11 protein-coding genes are annotated in these 19,337 nt (G+C 41.1%); 6 read left to right on the top strand and 5 right to left on the bottom strand.

All coding sequences use genetic code 11. The annotated features are described in order from the left end of the window. Positions 1-89 precede the first annotated feature (89 nt). On the top strand, positions 90-1,721 hold the full coding sequence (locus tag OQ5_RS0115495; RefSeq protein WP_016778359.1) for an OstA-like protein: 1,632 nt from the start codon (positions 90-92) through the stop codon (positions 1,719-1,721). Positions 1,722-1,795: 74 nt separating this feature from the next. Here the strand turns inward: OQ5_RS0115495 and OQ5_RS0115490 are convergent, their stop codons facing one another. Together OQ5_RS0115490 and OQ5_RS0115485 are read right to left on the bottom strand one after the other, a co-directional pair. After that, a complete protein-coding gene (locus tag OQ5_RS0115490) occupies positions 1,796-2,017 on the bottom strand; it encodes a DUF2795 domain-containing protein (protein ID WP_010425069.1) in 222 nt (73 codons plus the stop codon). 81 nt (positions 2,018-2,098) lie between these two features. Continuing rightward, on the bottom strand, positions 2,099-2,659 hold the full coding sequence (locus OQ5_RS0115485) for a cob(I)yrinic acid a,c-diamide adenosyltransferase (RefSeq protein ID WP_026055332.1): 561 nt from the start codon (positions 2,657-2,659) through the stop codon (positions 2,099-2,101). Between the two features lie 694 nt (positions 2,660-3,353). Between OQ5_RS0115485 and OQ5_RS0115475 the strand changes: the two genes are divergently transcribed. The 5 genes from OQ5_RS0115475 (at position 3,354) to OQ5_RS0115455 (ending at position 13,314) form a co-directional block, all read left to right on the top strand. Next, positions 3,354-4,094, top strand: a complete 741-nt coding sequence (locus OQ5_RS0115475) for an NUDIX hydrolase (protein WP_016778356.1) — start codon at positions 3,354-3,356, stop codon at positions 4,092-4,094. A 9-nt stretch (positions 4,095-4,103) separates the two neighbouring features. Continuing rightward, the gene (locus tag OQ5_RS0115470) at positions 4,104-5,729 is read left to right on the top strand and encodes an MFS transporter (RefSeq protein ID WP_016778355.1); all 1,626 of its coding nucleotides are present in this window, start codon (positions 4,104-4,106) and stop codon (positions 5,727-5,729) included. Positions 5,730-5,761: 32 nt separating this feature from the next. After that, positions 5,762-8,194 (top strand): GH36-type glycosyl hydrolase domain-containing protein, encoded by a 2,433-nt coding sequence (locus tag OQ5_RS0115465; protein WP_016778353.1) that lies wholly within the window; start codon positions 5,762-5,764, stop codon positions 8,192-8,194. A 455-nt stretch (positions 8,195-8,649) separates the two neighbouring features. Further along, entirely contained in the window at positions 8,650-11,727 is a 3,078-nt protein-coding gene (locus OQ5_RS0115460) for a SusC/RagA family TonB-linked outer membrane protein (protein ID WP_016778352.1), read from the top strand. 21 nt (positions 11,728-11,748) lie between these two features. Continuing rightward, positions 11,749-13,314 (top strand): RagB/SusD family nutrient uptake outer membrane protein, encoded by a 1,566-nt coding sequence (locus OQ5_RS0115455; RefSeq protein WP_016778351.1) that lies wholly within the window; start codon positions 11,749-11,751, stop codon positions 13,312-13,314. A gap of 143 nt (positions 13,315-13,457) precedes the next feature. On the opposite strand, the gene OQ5_RS0115450 is transcribed toward OQ5_RS0115455, so the two are convergent. From OQ5_RS0115450 to OQ5_RS0115440, 3 genes are all read right to left on the bottom strand, one after another. After that, on the bottom strand, positions 13,458-15,167 hold the full coding sequence (locus OQ5_RS0115450) for a diflavin oxidoreductase (protein ID WP_016778350.1): 1,710 nt from the start codon (positions 15,165-15,167) through the stop codon (positions 13,458-13,460). A 55-nt stretch (positions 15,168-15,222) separates the two neighbouring features. Continuing rightward, complete coding sequence (locus OQ5_RS0115445) at positions 15,223-16,371, bottom strand: PepSY-associated TM helix domain-containing protein (RefSeq protein WP_016778349.1); 1,149 nt, start codon at positions 16,369-16,371, stop codon at positions 15,223-15,225. 78 nt (positions 16,372-16,449) lie between these two features. Next, positions 16,450-18,804 carry a TonB-dependent receptor gene (locus tag OQ5_RS0115440; protein ID WP_026055331.1) on the bottom strand — a complete coding sequence of 785 codons (2,355 nt, stop codon included), beginning with the start codon at positions 18,802-18,804 and terminating at the stop codon, positions 16,450-16,452. Positions 18,805-19,337: the final 533 nt, after the last annotated feature.

Raw genomic sequence — 19,337 nt, 5'->3', positions numbered from 1 at the left:
TGTTTCATCTGTATAAAATTTATTTTAAAGTTGGATTGAACTCGTCCCTGGAATCGGTACCCGTTTTATTGTTAGAATGACTTACGTATATGTCTAAATACTATTTTGGAGGTTTTTTTTATGGTGTTGAACGGCTGCTGAAAACAATCGTGGTATTGTTTTGTCTTGTTGGAAGTTTTGTTTTTATTCGGGCACAGGACCCGGGAAAAAGCGACCAGGAAGCAAACAGGAAAATTTTGATTGAATACGCCGATCTGATGAAGGGAGCCGAAAAGCGACTGGGTAAAAACACATGGGCTCTTGTCGGAAATGTAAGAATGCAACATCTCAATACAAGGATGTTTTGCGACAGTGCAATACTTAATCGTGACTCCAACAGGGTAGAGGCCTTCGGTTCTATTCACATTATCCAGAATGATACCATACATCTTTACGGCGATAAACTGAATTATGATGGCAACGAGGAACTTGCGAAAGTGAGGGAAAATGTGAGGCTGGTAAACAAGAATATTGTACTCACCACGGATTTTCTTGATTATGACAGGAAAGATGATGTTGCCTATTACTTTAACGGAGGGAAAATTGTTGACGAACGTAATCAACTCACCAGCAGTCTGGGCTTTTATTATCCCCGAACCGGCGAGGTCAACTTTAAAGACAGTGTGGTGTTGATCAATCCCGATTACAAAATGTATAGTGATACTTTGAAGTATTTTACCAGATCTGAGGTTGTTGGCATTGTCGGACCTACAAATATTTATAGTGACGAAAACAAGATTTTCTCAGAGCTGGGCTTTTACGATACCCGCAATGACAGGGCCCGTTTACTTAAAAACAATTATATCGACGGAGGCGAACAAACTCTGAGGGGCGATACCATTTTGTACAACCGGAATGATGGTTTTGGCGAAGTCTTTTCGGGAATGGCCCTTGAGGATACTGCGAATAACGTGATAATCACCGGCGATTACGGATATTATAATGAAAAAACCGAGAAGGCCCTGGCAACAAAGAAGGCTGTTTTAAAGCAAGTTTACGGAAACGATACGCTCTTTCTGCATGCTGATACATTGAGAGCCGATCCCATCCCCGGGGATTTAGAAAATAAAATTGTAAGAGCTTTTCATAAGGTACAGTTCTATCGTTACGATTTGCAGGGACGATGCGATTCTATGGTTTATGATTTTCGCGACAGTACCAATACTTTTTATCACGATCCGGTTATTTGGGCACAAGGGAACCAGATGACTGCCAGTGAAATAAAACTTTATACCCGCAACCGGGTTTTGTATAAAGCCGAAATGATTGAAAATGCCTTTCTGATTGCTCCCGAGGATTCTATTCATTTCAACCAGATCAAGGGCAAAAAGATGACCGGTTATTTTAAAGATAATCAGCTCTATAAAATAGATGTTGATGGAAACGGGCAAACGGTCTACTACCCTAAAGACCAGGAGTACGTAATAGGTGTGAACAGAGCTGAGAGTAGTAGTTTGACCATCTTTTTGAAAAACAGAAAGGTAGAGACTATCATTTTACGCACCCAGCCAGCCGGAAACATGAATCCCCCTTTCGTGCTTGACGAGGAATCAACACTTCTCAAAGGTTTTTTATGGCTGGAAAAATATCGCCCCAAAAAATATGAGGAGATATTTTATTTCCAGGAAATTGAGGAGGAGGTGCAGAGAACGGATTATAGTGACTATCAATTCTCCGATTAGTGTAAAAAAGGTCGTCTTGACAAAGCAGACGACCTTCTTTCTTATTAATGTTGTTTTAGAATGCCCTTTACGAATTAATATTCATCCTCATTAAAGAAAAAATCATCCTTGCTGGGATAATCGGGCCAGATGTCTTCAATACTCTCATATACTTCTCCTTCATCCTCAATTTCCTGAAGATTTTCAATAACCTCCAGGGGTGCCCCCGAACGAATGGCAAAATCAATTAATTCATCTTTTGTAGCCGGCCAGGGCGCATCTTCCAGTTTTGATGCTAATTCAAGAGTCCAATACATAGCAAATACAATTTAACTCTTAATAATATTTTGTTTTTATATTCTTGCTGTTTTCTGCGAAATTAGAAAAAAAAAACAATCTTACAACTTAGGTTCCCATCTTATTTCGTCATTATCGAAATGTTTTGCCAGAAAGCGAGAAAGTATAAAGAAATAGTCTGATAATCTGTTCAGATACCTTAAAATCCACGGATCTATTTTGTTTTCCGCGGCCATCTGACTGATACGACGTTCTGCTCTTCTACAAACAGTGCGGGCAATGTGGCACTGGGCAGCAGACGGATGGCCTCCCGGCAGAATAAAGTTTTTCAGGGGAGGAAGTGAAGCATCCATCCTGTCCATCTCTTTTTCAAGAAATTCAATCTCTGCTTCATCACAATTAAGCTTCGAGCGTAATTCTGAAATCGTGTCGTCTGTAGCCAGATATGCCCCGATCATAAAAAGTTGCTCCTGTATACGAGGTAGCACTTCTGTAGTCTCATTCTCGCCCGAAAAAGCCCTGATCAATCCTATTTGAGCATTTAGCTCATCAACAGTTCCATAAGCCTCCAGCCTGAAGTGATGTTTAGGGACAATTGTTCCCCCTATTAATCCGGTCTTACCTTTGTCTCCGGCTTTTGTGTATATCTGACTTTTTTGCATGACAATTATTTTCTTTAAGTTTTGCAAAGATATAACTATGCCCTTCGTGAGAAAGTTCATGAAAGGATTAATTTCTTTTTCTGATGCGATGAAGAAAACAAGAAATAATATTTTTTACAATTTTGATGAGAATATCGGAAACTATCAGGAGTATTCGACTTTTAACATTTTTTATAATAAATTCTCTATTCCATATTTTTAAAGGGATTAAAGTGTTTAAAGTACAATAAACACTATTTTAGGTTTTAAAATTATTTTTGATTTCTTTGTGTTTTTAGGATTCATTGTTAATTTAGCAACTCAAAACATAAGTGTTTTTTAAACACTTATTGCATTATGTTCTGTTCTGGGAATGGATGGTACTTTTGACATTGAGGATGATGATTGCTGCTTAAAACATTCAGATGGGTAAAGATACAAGGATATTTTGGTTTTTGTTATTTACGATAGTCGGTTAGGAAAACTCTTAACTTAAAAAATGTAGTTGAAAGGCAGAAGAAGAGGACAGAGGGCATGGAGCAAGGATGAAGGGTGGAAAGGTAGAAGGGTAGGATGGTAGCAGGGAGCTTAATAAAATTACGCATTAAATATCCGAAAAAGAAATATTTGTGGGTTGCGTTTTGTGAAGGTATTTCAGTCGGGAGTGAATATCTCAAATTTATGATTCGATTACTGAAAAAATAAATAAACAAAAATGGTAAAAGCACAATTGAATAATTCAATATCAGTTGATTGTGTGATATTCGGTTTCGATTTTGAAAAACTGAATGTCCTGCTGGTTGATCGGGTGTTAAAAGATGAAAAGACAGGCAGAGAGTTGTTCTCTGATTTGACGCTTACCGGAAATCACATTTTCGAGCATGAGAGTCTTGAAGATGCTGCCGCCCGTATATTGTTCGATTTAACGGGGTTGGAGAATATCTATTTGAAGCAATTTGGTGCTTTTTGTGATCCCGACCGATTGAAACGTCCTAACGACCAGGCCTGGTTGAGGGCAAGTGGGCGTGATCCCAACAGCAGGATAATATCGGTAGGCTATTACTCTCTTCTGGCTACTGAAAACGTTACGCTGAAGTGGAAGGGGAGAAATGTTAAATGGTATCCCGTATCGGAGGTTACCGATCTGGCATTCGATCATTATCATATTTTGCAGTCAGCTCTTCTTGCCCTTCGTCGCGAGTTACTTTATGAACCTATCGGGTTTGAATTATTACCCGATAAGTTCACACTTTCACAGCTTCAGAAGCTGTATGAGGTAGTGTTGGGGGTTGAACTGGACAAAAGGAATTTTCGCAAAAAAATTGCGCGCATGAAATATCTAATTCCACTGGATGAGAAGCAAAAGGGTGTCGCTCACAAGCCAGCCCGCCTTTACATGTTCAGTCGTGAGGTATATGAAAAAACCAGGAAAGAGGTGTTGGATTTTAACATTTAAAACTCAACCATGCAAGCAACCAGGCAGAAGTTAAGCATAAGAGAAAAAGCGGGTTATGCATTGGGAGATGCCGCAGCCAATATTGCATGGCGCGGAGTAGCTACTTTTTTGATTGTATTCTATACCGATGTTTTTGGTCTTAACCCTGCAGCTGTAGGTCTTTTGATGCTGATAGCCCGTTCCAGTGACGGTGTCAGTGATGTCGTAATGGGCATCATCGGCGATCGTACCAATTCGAGGTATGGTAAATTTCGTCCATGGATTTTATGGACGGCCATCCCGCTTGCCGTTATGCTTTCTCTGCTTTTTACGACGCCTGATTTAAGTCCGACCGGGAAAATCATATATGCATACGTCACTTATATTCTTTTTACCCTGATATATACTGCCAACAATATTCCTTACGGAGCTTTGATGGCCGTTATGACAGGCGATGATAAAGAACGCACAAGCATAGGTTCTTACAGGATGGTTGGAGCTTTTGCAGGCGGAATGCTTGTGCAGGGAGCTCTTTTGTTCCTGGTGGCAAACTTCGGGGATATAAACCCGACCATTAAAATGGTTGACCTGAATGATGAAAAATATGAAGTCACAGTTTCTGCCCCTGAGAGTGTCGAAAATGTTCGGATAAAAACCAAAGCAGGAGTAGCAACATTTGTTTGGGCGGTTGCTGAAATGGCCGACAGTGTCAATGTTCCAACCCAGGAGAAAAGTTTTTCTATGGAGGCTGGTCTTCCTTATACTTTTATTGTAGAGGGCGAACCGGCTCTGGATGAAAGCAAGATAACCATCATCGACCAGAAAGAAGGCTATTCCAAAGCTATTTATCTGATGTCGGTGTTACTGGCAATATCCTTGATTATTACTTTCTATGCTACCAGGGAACGGGTTTCACCACCTAAGACACAAGAAACAAACCTGCTGAAAGATTTAAAGGACCTGATTTCCAACCGGCCATGGCTCGTATTGTTGATCATCGGCTTGCTGTTTAATATCTATAATTCCATTAAACAGGGGATTACAGTGATCTATTTCACTCATTATCTTCACAACCAATTATTGGCCGGGTCTTATATGGTGGGTTTGATGATCGCTTCCATTCTTGGTGCAATGGCCACATCGCCTCTGGGAAAACGATTCGGCAAACGCCGGCTCTTCATTTATGCCCTGATATTTTCGGGAGGTGTTAATGCATTGATTGCATTTTGCGGGCCCAACGATATTGTTCCCATTTTTGCCATTGGCATAGTTTCTGAGTTTGGTGCTGCTATTTTTCCTACGCTTTTCTTTGCAATGCTTGGCGATGCAGCCGATTATTCTGAATATAAGAACGGTAGAAGGGCTACCGGACTGGTCTATTCGGCAGGGTCATTCTCCACCAAATTTGGTGGAGGTTTGGCCGGGGCCATTATCGGACTGGTACTTTCGGCATTCAATTATGACGGACATGATGCTGTGGCTATTCAGGGGGCTGTTCCGGGTATCGTAATGTTAATGAGCTGGATACCTGCTGTCATCGCTTTCCTTGGTGCTGTTCTGATGAAATTTTATCCTCTGGATCAAAATAAAGTGGATGCGATTACAACAGAGTTGAATCAGCGAAGATTGAAAGAAGAACATTCAATAGAAGTTTAGATATAATAACAAAATAAAACAAAGAAAAAAGAATGAAGTTTGGATACTTTGATGACGAAAACCGGGAATATGTGATTACTGCACCTGCCACACCATGGCCCTGGATAAATTATCTGGGGAATGAGGATTTTTTTTCACTCATTTCCAATACGGCAGGAGGATATTCTTTTTACAAGGATGCTAAATTCAGAAGGCTTACCCGTTTTCGTTACAATAATGTGCCGATGGACAATGGAGGAAGGTATTTTTATATAAATGACGGACATGATATATGGTCGCCCGGATGGAAGCCTGTGAAGACAAAGCTGGACCGTTATGAATGCAGGCATGGTTTGAGCTATACCAGGATTATCGGCGAAAAGAACGGGCTAAAGGCTGAAGTATTGTTTTTTGTCCCTTTGAAGTCGTGGTGCGAAATTCAAAAAATGACGATTACCAATACTTCATCGGAACCTAAAAGTTTCAAATTGTTCTCTTTTCTGGAGTGGTGCTTATGGAATGCAGAAGATGATCAAAACAACCTTCAGCGAAATCTGAATACCGGAGAGGTGGAAATAGATGGTTCCACCCTTTACCATAAAACAGAATACAGAGAACGCAGAAATCATTATGCTTTCTACCACGTTAATACACCAATTCAGGGGTTTGATACCGACAGGGAAAGTTTTGCCGGCCTGTATAATGAACTTTCTGAACCGCAGACGGTTTTGGAGGGTAAACCTCGCAATTCCCATGCTCACGGATGGTCGCCGGTAGCCTCGCATTATCTTGAAATTGAACTCAGGCCTGGAGAAAGTAAAGATTTGGTATTTATCCTCGGATATATAGAAAACAATGAAGATGAGAAATGGGAAGGCAAAAATATAATTAACAAAAAGCCGGCAAGAAATCTGATTGAGCGTTTTAATAACTCAGAAAAGGTTGATGGTGCTTTTTCCGAATTAATTAAATATTGGGACAATCTGCTCGACAAGTTTGTATTGGAAAGCGGTGACGAAAAACTTGACAGAATGGTCAATGTCTGGAACCAGTATCAATGTATGGTAACTTTCAATCTGTCGCGTTCGGCATCCTATTTTGAAGTGGGTATCGGACGCGGAATGGGTTTCAGAGATTCCAACCAGGATCTTATCGGCTTTGTACATCAGATCCCTGAGAGAGCACGTGAACGAATAATTGATATTGCCTCAACTCAATTTGAAGACGGTGGTGCTTATCACCAATACCAACCGCTCACGAAGCGCGGGAACAATGCAATTGGCGGCAATTTTAATGACGACCCTCTATGGCTTATCCTTTCAACCGCGGAATATATCAAAGAAACAGGTGATTATGGAATTCTCGACGAGATGGTTCCTTTTGATAATGATGCTTCGGTTGCAAAACCCCATTTTGAGCACCTTAAGGCCTCCTTCTACCATGTTGTCAATAATCTGGGGCCACATGGATTACCTTTGATAGGAAGAGCTGACTGGAACGACTGTTTGAATCTTAACTGTTTCTCGAATGACCCGGATGAGTCGTTTCAGACCACTGAAAATCGATCGGGCGAAACAGCCGAATCATTGATGATTGCCGGATTGTTCGTGGTTTATGGACATGAGTTTGTGAGGCTTTGTCGGAAAACCGGAAAAGTGAGTGAAGCTGAAAAAGCACAAAAGCATGTCGATAAAATGGTGGAAGCTGTTAAAAAACATGGATGGGACGGCGAATGGTTTCTCAGAGCGTATGATTTTTTCGGGAGAAAAGTGGGAAGTAAGGAGAATGAAGAAGGTCAAATATTTATTGAATCCCAGGGATGGTGCTCAATGGCCGGGATCGGCCTCAAAGAAGGAATGGTTGAAAAAGCACTTGATTCTGTAAAGGAGCGGCTCGATTGTGACTATGGTATCGTTCTGAACAATCCTGCTTTTACTAAATACATGATTGAGTATGGAGAGATATCTTCTTATCCGGAGGGATATAAAGAAAATGCAGGCATCTTCTGTCACAACAATCCATGGATCATGATCGGTGAAACAGTGCTTGGAAGAGGAGAACGTGCCTGGGAATATTACAGGAAAATTTGTCCGGCCTATCTGGAGGATATTTCCGGGCTTCATCGTACTGAACCCTATGTATATGCCCAGATGATTGCAGGCAAAGATGCACATAAACCCGGGGAGGCAAAAAACAGCTGGCTTACCGGTACAGCAGCCTGGAATTATTATGCCGTAACCAGGTATATTCTGGGAATTCGCCCCGATTATGACGGGCTACGAATTGATCCTTGTATACCCCCTTCATGGAAAGGATTTAAAATAAAACGAAAATTGAGGGGAACTACCTTTAACATTAAAGTTGAAAATCCAAAGTCGGTAAGCAAAGGAGTAGCCCTGGTTGAAATGGATGGCAAAGCCATTGATGGTAACCTAATTGAAAAGTTTGACAGAGGAACACATGAAGTTCTGGTGATTATGGGATAAAGGTTTTATGGATAGTCAGGATAGTCAATAGTGGATAGTCAATAGTGGATAGTCAATAGTGGATAGTCAATAGTGGATAGTTAAGTGAATCGTTTGTTCATAAAAATACCATTTGCTGTGTTACGCTCGTCCGAAAATAACTGATTTAGATGAGTAAACTATGTATTTTCGGACTACGCAAGCCTTGCAACTGACACATTCTGAACAGACACGAATATTGTGGAAATTTTTGCAAGTTTATGAACAAACGCAAAATAGAATATTAATTATAAAAAGATGCCTATGTAAAATAATTATTTGAGTTTAAAGAAAGATTTTTAAGGATTTGTAGTCATAAGTTTATGATTTACATTAAAAAAGGGATGCTGCCCCGGAAAAATTGGCGTTGGACCGGGCAACACCCCTGCTCCAGATTCTAACTATTTTATTGTTAAAACCTGTAAAACGGCAAATTTATGAAAAAGATTCGATCTTTTTTGGAATGTGACCTGTTAAAAAAGGTCAAATCCGGAGGGCTGAAAGCCTTTAACGGATTTACGTTAGCTCTTGCAGCATGTTTCATTTTTACTTCAGTTTCTTTCGCGCAAGAGCAAAAAACGGTCAGTGGACAAGTGACCGATTCGCAGAACCAACCGCTTCCCGGTGTTAATGTTGTGATCAAAGGCACCATGCAGGGAACAATTACCGATGTTGATGGTAATTATGAACTGCAGGCTTCAAGCGGAGATGTACTTCAGTTTAGTTTTATCGGGTTCAAAACCCGGGAGCTTCCTGTTGGCGATCAAACTACTATTAATGTTACCATGGAGGAAGAAATGGCCGGCCTCGATGAAGTGGTCGTTGTCGGCTATGGTGTTCAACAAAAATCACTGGTTACCGGAGCCATTTCGAGTGTTGATGCTCAGGAGCTTGAAACAGCCTCGAACACTCGTGTTGAACAAGCCTTGCAGGGACGTACGGCCGGAGTTACCGTTTTACCTACCTCTGGTTCGCCCGGAGCCGGAGCTAAGGTAAGAATTCGGGGTACCAACTCCAATCAGACTTCCGAGCCTCTTTACATCGTTGATGGAATGAAAGTGGGCGATATCGATAACATTGAGCCGGGAGACATTGAGTCGATTGAAGTTCTCAAAGATGCCGCTTCTTCAGCAATTTATGGTTCTGAAGGCGGTAATGGTGTTGTCATTATTACTACCAAAACAGGGAAATCGGGCAAAGGAAATGTGAGCTATAATTTCCAGTATGGTATTCAGAGCGTGAAAACCAACATGGAACTCATGAATGCTCAGGAATATGCTCAGTATATGGATGAGCAGGGCGCCAATGTTAATGTACCCTCAGGTATCGGAACCGGTACCGATTGGCTGGATGAAGTGTTTGAAGAGGCACCAATGCAGAGGCATCATCTTAGTTTTTCGGGTGGAGGAGAAATCTCTAATTATCTGGCTTCTGTCGCCTATAATACTCAAGAGGGAGTTGTTGGTGGGGATAAAGCATCTTATGAACGACTTTCTTTTCGCTTAAACTCTTCACATGATATTAAGGATTGGTTGGAAGTAGGCAATACTTTTACTTACTCACATTCAAAAAGAAGTACTGTTGGAGAGGATGATGAGTATCGCGGCGTTTTAAACAATGCTCTTCTAATGGACCCGACCACGCCTGTTTATTACGAACAAGGAGAGGAAACACAGAAAGAAAGAGATGCATTGGCCGACGGTCATACTTTGCTAACCGATGATCAGGGCCGTTATTATGCGCTTCCGGTGAATGTGACGGGTGAAATTGCAAACCCGGTTGCCCGGTTGCAAACATACAATAATGAAACAATCAGGGACCAACTTATGGGAACTGTCTATGGCAATATTAAGCCCTTGGACGGATTGACAATAACCTCACGATTGGGGTTGGATTTGTCTTATATTCAGTTGCATAACTGGAATAAGAAATTCTACTTTTCTTCAGAGAGCCAGAATGGGACAAACACCATAAGTGATAATCTGGATAAATATTTTAACTGGCTATGGGAGAATTTTGCCACCTATGAAACTGTCTTTAATGACCATGACATGACTTTCCTTTTAGGTTACTCTGCAGAAAGAAGATTGCATCCTAACTGGTATTTGTATTCCGGTCCAATGGCGAAAGAAGGTGATAGATTTGCTTATCACGATCATACCACTTCGAGAGAACAGGATGTTGTTGGTGGAAACCTTGAAGAAGAAACCATGAATTCTGTATTTGGTCGTTTTTCGTACAGTTATTTAAGCAAATACTTGTTTGAGGCTTCAGTTAGACGAGATGCAGCAAGTGTCTTTTCTTCAGGAGACAAATGGGCAACTTTCCCTGCTTTTTCTGCCGGTTGGGTTATTTCGGAAGAGGATTTCTGGAACCCTCAGTTTATGGATTATTTGAAATTGCGTGCCAGCTGGGGACAAAATGGTAGTACATCAATCCTTTCCGGTACTTCGGATCAGGAGTTCTGGATTGTGTCAGGTATTTATTATCCTAATCCCTCTGAAACAGGCTATTTTTCGGGCGCCCAAATAGAAAAGCTCACAAACGATGATCTGAAATGGGAGCGCACCGAGCAACTTTCTGTGGGGCTCGATACAAGGTTCCTTAATAGAAAAATCAATTTTTCTGCCGACTATTATGATAAAATCACCAAAGATTTGATTGTTGTTGGTATGTTTCCGCTTTCTGTAGGGAATGATTTTCCTTTTGTTAACGGCGGTGATGTTTCCAATTCAGGCTTTGAATTTGAGCTCGGTTACACCGATAGTTACGGAGATTTTGATATTTCAGCGAATGTTAATTTTGCTACCCTCAACAATGAGGTTACACGTCTTGATCAGGAGGCTCCAATTGCAGGGGCCAATGTTAGAGGATATGATTTAACCTGGTTTGAGGAAGGAGAACCCATCTGGTATTTTAACGGATACAAGACCAACGGTATTAATGAAAACACAGGTTTGCCCAATGTGGTAGATGTTAGTGGTGATGGAGAAATCACGGCGGCTGACCTGACAAAAATCGGCGATCCGCATCCCGATATTTTGTATGGAGCAAATCTTAATTTGGCTTTCAAAGGTCTTGACCTTAGAGTTTTCCTTCAGGGAACCAAAGGGAATGATATTTATACTGCATGGTATCGTCCTGACAGACCCTTGTCTAATAAGCCCAAATACTTCTATACCGACAGATGGACCCCTGACAATACCAATGCATCCATGCCCCGGGCCGACGGGAGCAGTCAGTATATTTACCGGAGCGACCTGATGGTTCAGGACGGGTCTTATACTCGTATTAAGCAATTGCAGTTAGGATATTCTCTTCCAAATAGTGTTCTCAATCAACTCGGGTTCTCTAAAGCTCGCGTTTTTATTTCTCTTGACGACTTCTTTACTTTTACTGATTATGAGGGACTTGATCCCGAAGCAGGAAGTACCAACGCCCAGAGTCAGGGAGTAGATCGCGGTGTTTATCCTATTCCAAGGAAGATGATATTTGGTGTGTCAGTAAATTTTTAAACCCCCAAAAATCTGAGAAATATGAAACTATATAAATGTTTTAAATGGATTCCGGCTGTTTTATTGATCATTATGCCGGCATGTAGCGATAGTTTTCTTGAGGTAGATCCCGCCGGAAGATTATCCAGCGATATTTATCCTGCTACAGATGAGGAAGTATTGTCCACGATAATTGGTGTATACGATTTAATGCAATGGAATTACGGTCGTGACTGGAATAGTGCCTATTTTGCAAAGAATTTGCCTGCCGACGACTGTAATGCCGGTTCTTCAGCCAGTGATCAACTTCCCTATCAGAACCTGGATGATTTTAAGAATGAAGCGGACAATCCGGTGACAACTGCAATATGGGAAGGCTTCTATAAAGCGGTTAATCAATGTAATACCATTATTGAGCGTATCGAACCGACCAGCGATTTTCGTGAACAGATAATCGCTGAAGCAAAGGCTATTCGGGCATGGAATTATTTTGAACTGGTTACGCTCTTTGGAGATGTTCCCTTTTATACCGTAAATCCTACTTCAGTGGCAGACTATCACAAACCTCGTGCCCCCAGGGCCGATATTTATTCACAGATTGAGACCGATCTTGAGGATGCTATTTCAGTTCTTCCATTGAAGTCTGAGCTTCCCGAAAACCAAAAATTCAGAGTCTCCAGGGGAACCGCTCAAGCTATTCTGGGCAAAGTATACCTGTATCAGGAGAGATGGAATGACGCCCATACTGTTTTGGGACAAGTCATTTCTTCGCAGGAATATGGACTGGAACCTGATTTTGGCGATGTTTGGAAGCGTGCAGGAGAACTGGGAACTGAATCTGTCTTTGAAGTTCTTTATACATCCCAGGAAGGATACGACTGGGGTAATTTTGGATGGGGTGGTGGTGCTGAATCCAACATCCACGTTCAGTTGATGGGGCCCCGCGCACCATTCTTTGGTAAGCTGGATACTATTGGAATTATTCCCGGATGGGGATTTAATCTTCCTACTGCTTCCATAGGTGAGGCATTTGATGATATGGGGGATCAGGGGCCCCGATATGAGGCAACCATCATGAGTGAATCGGAGTTTATTGCTGCCGGGGGCGAAATAAATCCGGATACCGATGATGATGGAAATCCTATGCCTGCTCATGATTACGAGGGATATCTTCGAATGAAGTATACCACATTTGCGGATCAAACCAATACCAGCGGTGCTTCAATTCCTGAGCTCAACTACACCACCAACTGGCGTCTCATTCGCTATGCCGATGTGCTGTTGATGGCTGCCGAGGCCTATAATGAGGACGATGATGAAGCAAGTGCCCGTCGCGAATTGAACAAGGTTCGGGAGAGGGCTGAATTGGATACGTATGATTCCCCCATGTCGAAGGAAGACCTGCGTGAAGCCATTAAAGCTGAGCGTCAGCTTGAACTGGCCTTTGAAGGCAGTCGTTACTGGGATTTGGTTCGTTGGGGCGATGCCGAAGAAGTATTGAGTCCGCTGGGATTTGTGGCAGGAAAACATGAACACTTTCCGATTCCTCAAACCGAGATTTCATCTAATAATGAAATTTCGCAGGAGGATCAAAATCCCGGTTTCTAAGCCAACACTCTGCTAATTTACCTATATGAAAACTAAAGGGGTTGTCCAAATAATATTGGGCAGCCCCTGATTGTTTTTGCCAGTAAATCATGAACGTTTTTGCGCGTTAGATTCACTGGTTTTTGATGAATTTTTGTACCTGATTAATATAGATCCTCAAAATATTGCCCTTTGTATCTAAGATAATCAATAAGATTGGAGGGTTTCTTTTTATTCGGAATTATTTCAGACAATGGGAGTTGATTTAAAGTTTCTTTTATTCCCTGTCCCATTTTTATGGAGCCACATACATAAATATGGGCACCATTTTCTATCCATTCAGACAGTAATGTGGACTTTTCAATAATTTTGTCCTGTACATACTGCTTTGGTTTATTGTCTCTGGAAAAGGCAAGATCTAAATGTCTAAGAAAACCTTTTCTTTCAAATTCAATGAGCTGATTTTTGTAGAGGAAATCAGACTTTCTGGTCTTTTCACCAAAAATAAGCCAGTTTTTTGTTGCGTTTGTAACACTTCGATGATGCAAAAAACTGATGAATGGAGCAATTCCTGTTCCTGCAGCAATCATAATAACGGGAATTCCGGAGCCAGAAGGCAACCGGAAATTTTCATTGGGTGCGAGTTTGAATTGTACCTCTGATCCTGTTTTGAGCCAGGAAGTGAGATAGGTGGAGCATGCCCCGTAGTAGGTTCGTTTTTTATTGGAATAGCCAATTTGTTTTACAGTTAGATGTAGTTCGCCAGGTGTTTTGCACTGGCTTGATGCAACAGAATAGTGCCGGGGGCGCATTTCTTCAGGAATATTAATTATTTCTTCAGGAGACAAGCGGGCGGGAAAATCTGTAATAAGATCAAGCATATCTTTGTTTTTTAAATATTCTGTGATTTTTACCTCATTTTCTGAAAGGGATTTTAACTTTACATTTTTTGTTGCTTCTGCATATCTCTTAATGGATTCTCTATGCAGGGTAGTGATTTCCAATTTCGTTTGAAGCAATTCCCCAAATGCTACATTGTGTCTTTTAAATGTAACAGGGTGATTCCAGGAAACATTAAGTTGATAAAGAATTTTATCAATTAAAGGTGCAGGGTTCCCGGGAATGACAGAAATGCTGTCTCCCGGAGTATATTTGGTTTTTCCCGGATCAATGTCTATTACAATGTGATATATTCCGGATGAAGAATCCGGATTTAATCTAAATCTATGTTTAATAATCCCTTGATGAGTGTTGTTTTTTAATGTTGGGGTCGTGATGTCGGTACATTCATCAATTTTGGACTGACCGATGGCTTCAGTACTGCTACTGCCGGGGCAGGAGCAGCTGGTAATGGCTGCCGGGGCAGAATGGATTTTAGTTTTTTTAACCTTATACTGAAGATATGCATTCTTTATCCAACTGGCAGCTACTTCTCTGAAATTCACATCACAATCAACTCTGGACAAAAGGGGATTTGCTCCTAGTGCACTAAATCTTTGGTCAATAGTTTTTCCGGCCTGGCAAAAGAATTGATAACCGGAATCCCCCAAAGCACAGACGGCGTAGTCTAGGTGATCTATAGAGATGTCGGTAGCAATTAGTTCATTAAAAAAAGATGAAGCCCCGGGAGGAGGATTGCCCTCTCCGTGTGTACTTATAACAATAAAAACGGTGCTTTCTGTTGCCAGTTGAGCAACCTGATATTTTGAGAGGTTTTCTACTTTCGTTTCAACTCCCTGCATTTTGAAGTACTTAGCAGCTTCTTTTGCGATGAATGCCGAATTTCCTGATTTGGTCCCGTAGAGAATTGTTATTTCAACTTCGGGTATCTCATTTCTGATATTGAATATTCTCAGCAGTGTCTTTTTAATCATCGGATAATTCCTTTATTTCTTTTTTAATGTTGCCGGGTTTGTGGATAAGTACTGATTAGAATAAAGAGGATTGTCGTTTTCGTTTTCTTTTCCACCACATCATAAATCCGGTAACTGGGAGTGATGCAGCAATTAGACTTACAATAAAAGCCAGGATCCTGCCAGGTAAACCTAATATGGCACCGGTATGAATGTCGTAGTTGGCCGAGATCAGCTTTTCTCCGGCATTCTTGTCATCATGTTTGCGTTCCCCCAGTAATTTGCCTGAATATTGGTCGAATTGTAATTGGTGATTGATGTAATAGAGTCCCTCCTTTTGTTGCACATATATGTTGATAGCATCTGTACTGTCCGAAGGTGGTATTATTCGAAAACCGGCGGCGTCAATGTATTTTTGTCTGGCTTCGATCAACGCTATGTCAATCGGACTGACTATTTCATGCATTCCCGGTTTTGACCGGGCTTCTAACTGCTTGGGAGGTATTGTTGTTCCGGCAGCTGTTACGTATACTAGGGCTTGAAACCAGTTAAATGCCCAAACCATTCCTGTCAGAGCAATAATCAATGTTCCTGTGAGACTCCAAAAACCAAGAACATTGTGAAGGTCATAAAATTTTTTATAAAGACTGGTTGTCTTTTTCCATCTTATGAGTAACAGATTCTTTGTACCCCGGAAACTTTTTGGCCACCAAAGTATTAGTCCAGTAATTAGTAATATTACAAAAATAAGTGTAGCCCATCCGACAATTGGCTGCCCTATGGAAGTTTTTAAAAGCAGGCTCCAATGCAAAATTTTTACAATATTAAAGAAGCCCGTTTCTTCGTTGTAGGCTCCTTCTATTTCTCCGTTGTATGGATTAATATATAATGCTTTATAGTGATTAATGAAGCCAAAATAGGTAAGGGCATTAGGGTTAACATCATAGCTGTAGAAAATTTGGTTTTTACGGGAATCGTTGTAGATGTTGACCCAGGAGATTTTTTCCTCTTCAGATAAGTTGGCCCGGGCTGTTTCCCACAATCTATGCTGAGAGAGAGGCGTTTTTTTTTGAGGATTATCAGCATATATGGCTTCATGTCGTAACCAGGAAATGATCTCCGGTTGAAAAACATAGATGCTTCCGGTGATTGAAACGATGAAAACAACAATCCCCGAAAGCAGTCCAAGCCACAAATGCAGTTGAAAAGTTATTTTTTTTATCATGAAAAAACTGTTTAAGTCAAAAGGTGTTCATACAACCGTTCGATAATTACGATTGTATGAACAAAGTGAACGAGTTTATTAAAACTCATAATTGACGCTTAGGCGGTAATTAATTCCCGGTTCTGTTTGCCAGTAATAAAAATTTTCATAGCCACTTCCGGAATAGAGATATTCATCCAGGAGATTGTTTATATTAAGCCTGATAGCAATGGCCTTTTTCTCCCACGAAATAGTCCCGTCCAGTCTGAAATAGTCCGGAAGGATAGCTTTATTGTCAGCTCCCCAGTTCCATGACGAACGATCAATCTGGTACTGGTAACCCAGTCCTACTCCAAGGCCTTTCAGTTGTGAGGCATTGAAGGTATACTTCAGCCACCCGTTTGTCATGTGTTTGGCATGTCCTGCAAGGCTTGTACCAACAATGTCGGGATTAGTGTCTTCAGTTATTCTTACATCGGTGTTGGCATAGTTGAGAATGATATCAACTCTGCTCAAAATCCGGCCACGAAGATCGAATTCTATTCCTTCTGATTGGGCTTCTCCAAGCTGAACCTGGTAGTTGGCATCTTCGGGATCGGATGTCAATACGTTTTCCTTGGTTATTCGGTAAAATGTGATGGATGAATTCCATTTGCCATTGGCCCATTTTCTTTTGATTCCTGCTTCTATATCTTTGGCTTTAACCGGATCGAAAGCGTTCCCTTCTTTATCTGTTCCTGCTTCGGGGAGGAATGACTGATCGAAGAGTCCGTAAATGGAAGTATTTTCATCGATAGAGAAGCTGATACCCGCACGGGGTGTGAAAACTTTGTCATCAGTATTGTCTCCGTATACAGATGTTGTATAATGTGTGTACCTTCCGGCAAGAGTCAGTCGTAACCGATCGGCAAAGAATCCCAGTTCATCCTGTAAATAGAATGCAGAAGACTGCAATGTCTGGGCGGCAGGGTAACTTCCGTTAAAGGCTCTTTGCCGAATGCTGATTTCCCTGTCAAAAACAGGCATTTGTGAGGTGGGTACATTATGTACCGGATTGTGTATATCGAGCGGGTTGTTTTCTCCGGCTAACGGACCAGCCTGAAACCAGTCGGCGTAATAGCTCTTAGTGCTCATGTCAACTCCTGTAAGAATATGATGCCCAACAGATCCTGTTTGTACTTTTCCCTCAATATAAGCCTGTCCTGATTTTGCATTACTGATGGCATCCCAAATACTTAAGCTTCTGTAAACAAGGCCTTCCGAGCTTACGGAATCGGCCCAGAGGGAAGAGCCAACAAGTTTATAGTCAAGATATCCAAGTTGTGCTGTCAGTTCCCAATTATCCGCAAGCCTGTGTTGAAGTGTTACAAATGCATTATGTTCCCTGATATCAGTGGGATCAATATTTGGCTCGGCCAGGGTGAAATCACGGGGTAATGATCCCATTTTGTCGGGAGCAAACGCATAGGCGGCACCAACCACCGATAATTTGGAATACTGATAGATATATTCAGCTGTAAGGCTTGTTTGATCATTTAGCAGGTATGTTACTGAAGGGTTAATGGTATATCGGTCGTTGAATTCATAATCTCTGTGCGTATTCTTCATGGCCCCCATTGCATTGAAGCGGTAGAGCAGTTTATCATTTCCTCTTATATTTCCTCCAATGTCTATTGTTGCCCGTATTGTGTTGAACGACCCCATCATGATACTGGCCTCGTTTGTCTGCAATAATTTTGGTTTTTTGGTTACCACATTATAGAATCCTCCCGGTTCCCCGGAAGAAAGCATAAAACCCGCTGGACCTTTTACAAACTCTATGCTTTCTACCATCGACAGGTCTTCGGTTAGTGGTCCCCATGGAAGATCAACGTTCATTCCGTTGCGGAAAGCCGGCAACTTAAAGCCACGCATATTAATCCTGGCAAATGTTCCCCAGTGTTCGATCATCTGGGCTCCACTGGTGTTCCGGGATACACTTTCGAGCATATCCGTGAGTTGCTGGTCGGCCAGTACCTCTTTGCTGATGATTTGAATGTTTTGAGACATTCTGAGTAACGGCATGTTATATCTTAGCGATTGTGAAGGTTGCTGCACCGAATAACCGGATTGATGATTCCCTAATACCATGATTTCGGCTATTTCCCTTTCCGTCTTCTCCATTATTATATCAGGAGCTTTGATTTCTTCGCCGGAATAAACTGTCACAGATACTTCCCTGGGCTTGTATCCAACATAAGAGGCTTTAATGGTATAGTCTCCGGGTTTTAAATTGTGAATCGTATACGTTCCATCCTTGTCTGTAATAGTTCCCTTGTTAGTTCCCGCAATTCCAATGTTGATCGGTGCTTTCTCTTTCTCGGGCATGATAACTCTTCCACTAATGGAGCCATTTTGAGCATTTATGAGAAGTGATATTTGTAATAAAAACGATATAAATAGTAGGATTTTCATGTCTACATTTTTTAGTTAATATGAATTTCATTTTTCTTTTAGTTTCTTCTTTTGTTGTGAAGAATTAAATCAGTGCTGAGCCGGCTTGGGGCTGGGAGCAGAAATAAATTTGGGCATTAAAGGCTTTAATACTGTATAACTTTGGAAAAACGGCACGATGAGTTGAGAAAAATTGCTCCCAGTCTCATTGGCAAAATTATTAAGGTGGAATAAGCGCATCAATCCCTAAAAATTGTTATTTTGCAGAATCTGTTCTTCTGGCTGTGTCTTGTTTGTCAGAACGCTTTAATTGAATATAAACCAGATTAACTGTCAGGCCTTTATACAAAGATCAAATGCTGTTTTATAAGGAAGCTGTATTTTTTTGATATTATAGAAATGATGATCTTGGAACCTTGATATTATCTGTTTTGGTCTCCTCATACTAAAATTCTCACCATTTTTAGCGATATATCCGGTGGAACTATTTTATGGGAAAAGTCAATAACTTTTTTTATTTTCGTTTCTTAATTTCTCCTTAAATCTATTATTAA

This window comes from Anaerophaga thermohalophila str. Valhall (assembly GCF_000250735.1).
GTDB classification, from domain to species: domain Bacteria; phylum Bacteroidota; class Bacteroidia; order Bacteroidales; family Marinilabiliaceae; genus Anaerophaga; species Anaerophaga thermohalophila_A.
Note: the sequence above shows the minus strand (reverse complement) of the source record. Positions and strands in the feature narration are given on the sequence as shown.

Bases quoted from the DNA above. Each gene is read 5' to 3' on its own strand.
- OQ5_RS0115475 (WP_016778356.1), top strand. From the start codon at position 3,354: ATGGTAAAAGCACAATTGAATAATTCAATATCAGTTGATTGTGTGATA.
- OQ5_RS0115470 (WP_016778355.1), top strand. From the start codon at position 4,104: ATGCAAGCAACCAGGCAGAAGTTAAGCATAAGAGAAAAAGCGGGTTAT.
- OQ5_RS0115490 (WP_010425069.1), bottom strand. From the start codon at position 2,017: ATGTATTGGACTCTTGAATTAGCATCAAAACTGGAAGATGCGCCCTGG.
- OQ5_RS0115440 (WP_026055331.1), bottom strand. From the start codon at position 18,804: ATGAAAATCCTACTATTTATATCGTTTTTATTACAAATATCACTTCTC.
- OQ5_RS0115445 (WP_016778349.1), bottom strand. From the start codon at position 16,371: ATGATAAAAAAAATAACTTTTCAACTGCATTTGTGGCTTGGACTGCTT.
- OQ5_RS0115450 (WP_016778350.1), bottom strand. From the start codon at position 15,167: ATGATTAAAAAGACACTGCTGAGAATATTCAATATCAGAAATGAGATA.
- OQ5_RS0115495 (WP_016778359.1), top strand. From the start codon at position 90: ATGTCTAAATACTATTTTGGAGGTTTTTTTTATGGTGTTGAACGGCTG.
- OQ5_RS0115485 (WP_026055332.1), bottom strand. From the start codon at position 2,659: ATGCAAAAAAGTCAGATATACACAAAAGCCGGAGACAAAGGTAAGACC.
- OQ5_RS0115460 (WP_016778352.1), top strand. From the start codon at position 8,650: ATGAAAAAGATTCGATCTTTTTTGGAATGTGACCTGTTAAAAAAGGTC.
- OQ5_RS0115465 (WP_016778353.1), top strand. From the start codon at position 5,762: ATGAAGTTTGGATACTTTGATGACGAAAACCGGGAATATGTGATTACT.
- OQ5_RS0115455 (WP_016778351.1), top strand. From the start codon at position 11,749: ATGAAACTATATAAATGTTTTAAATGGATTCCGGCTGTTTTATTGATC.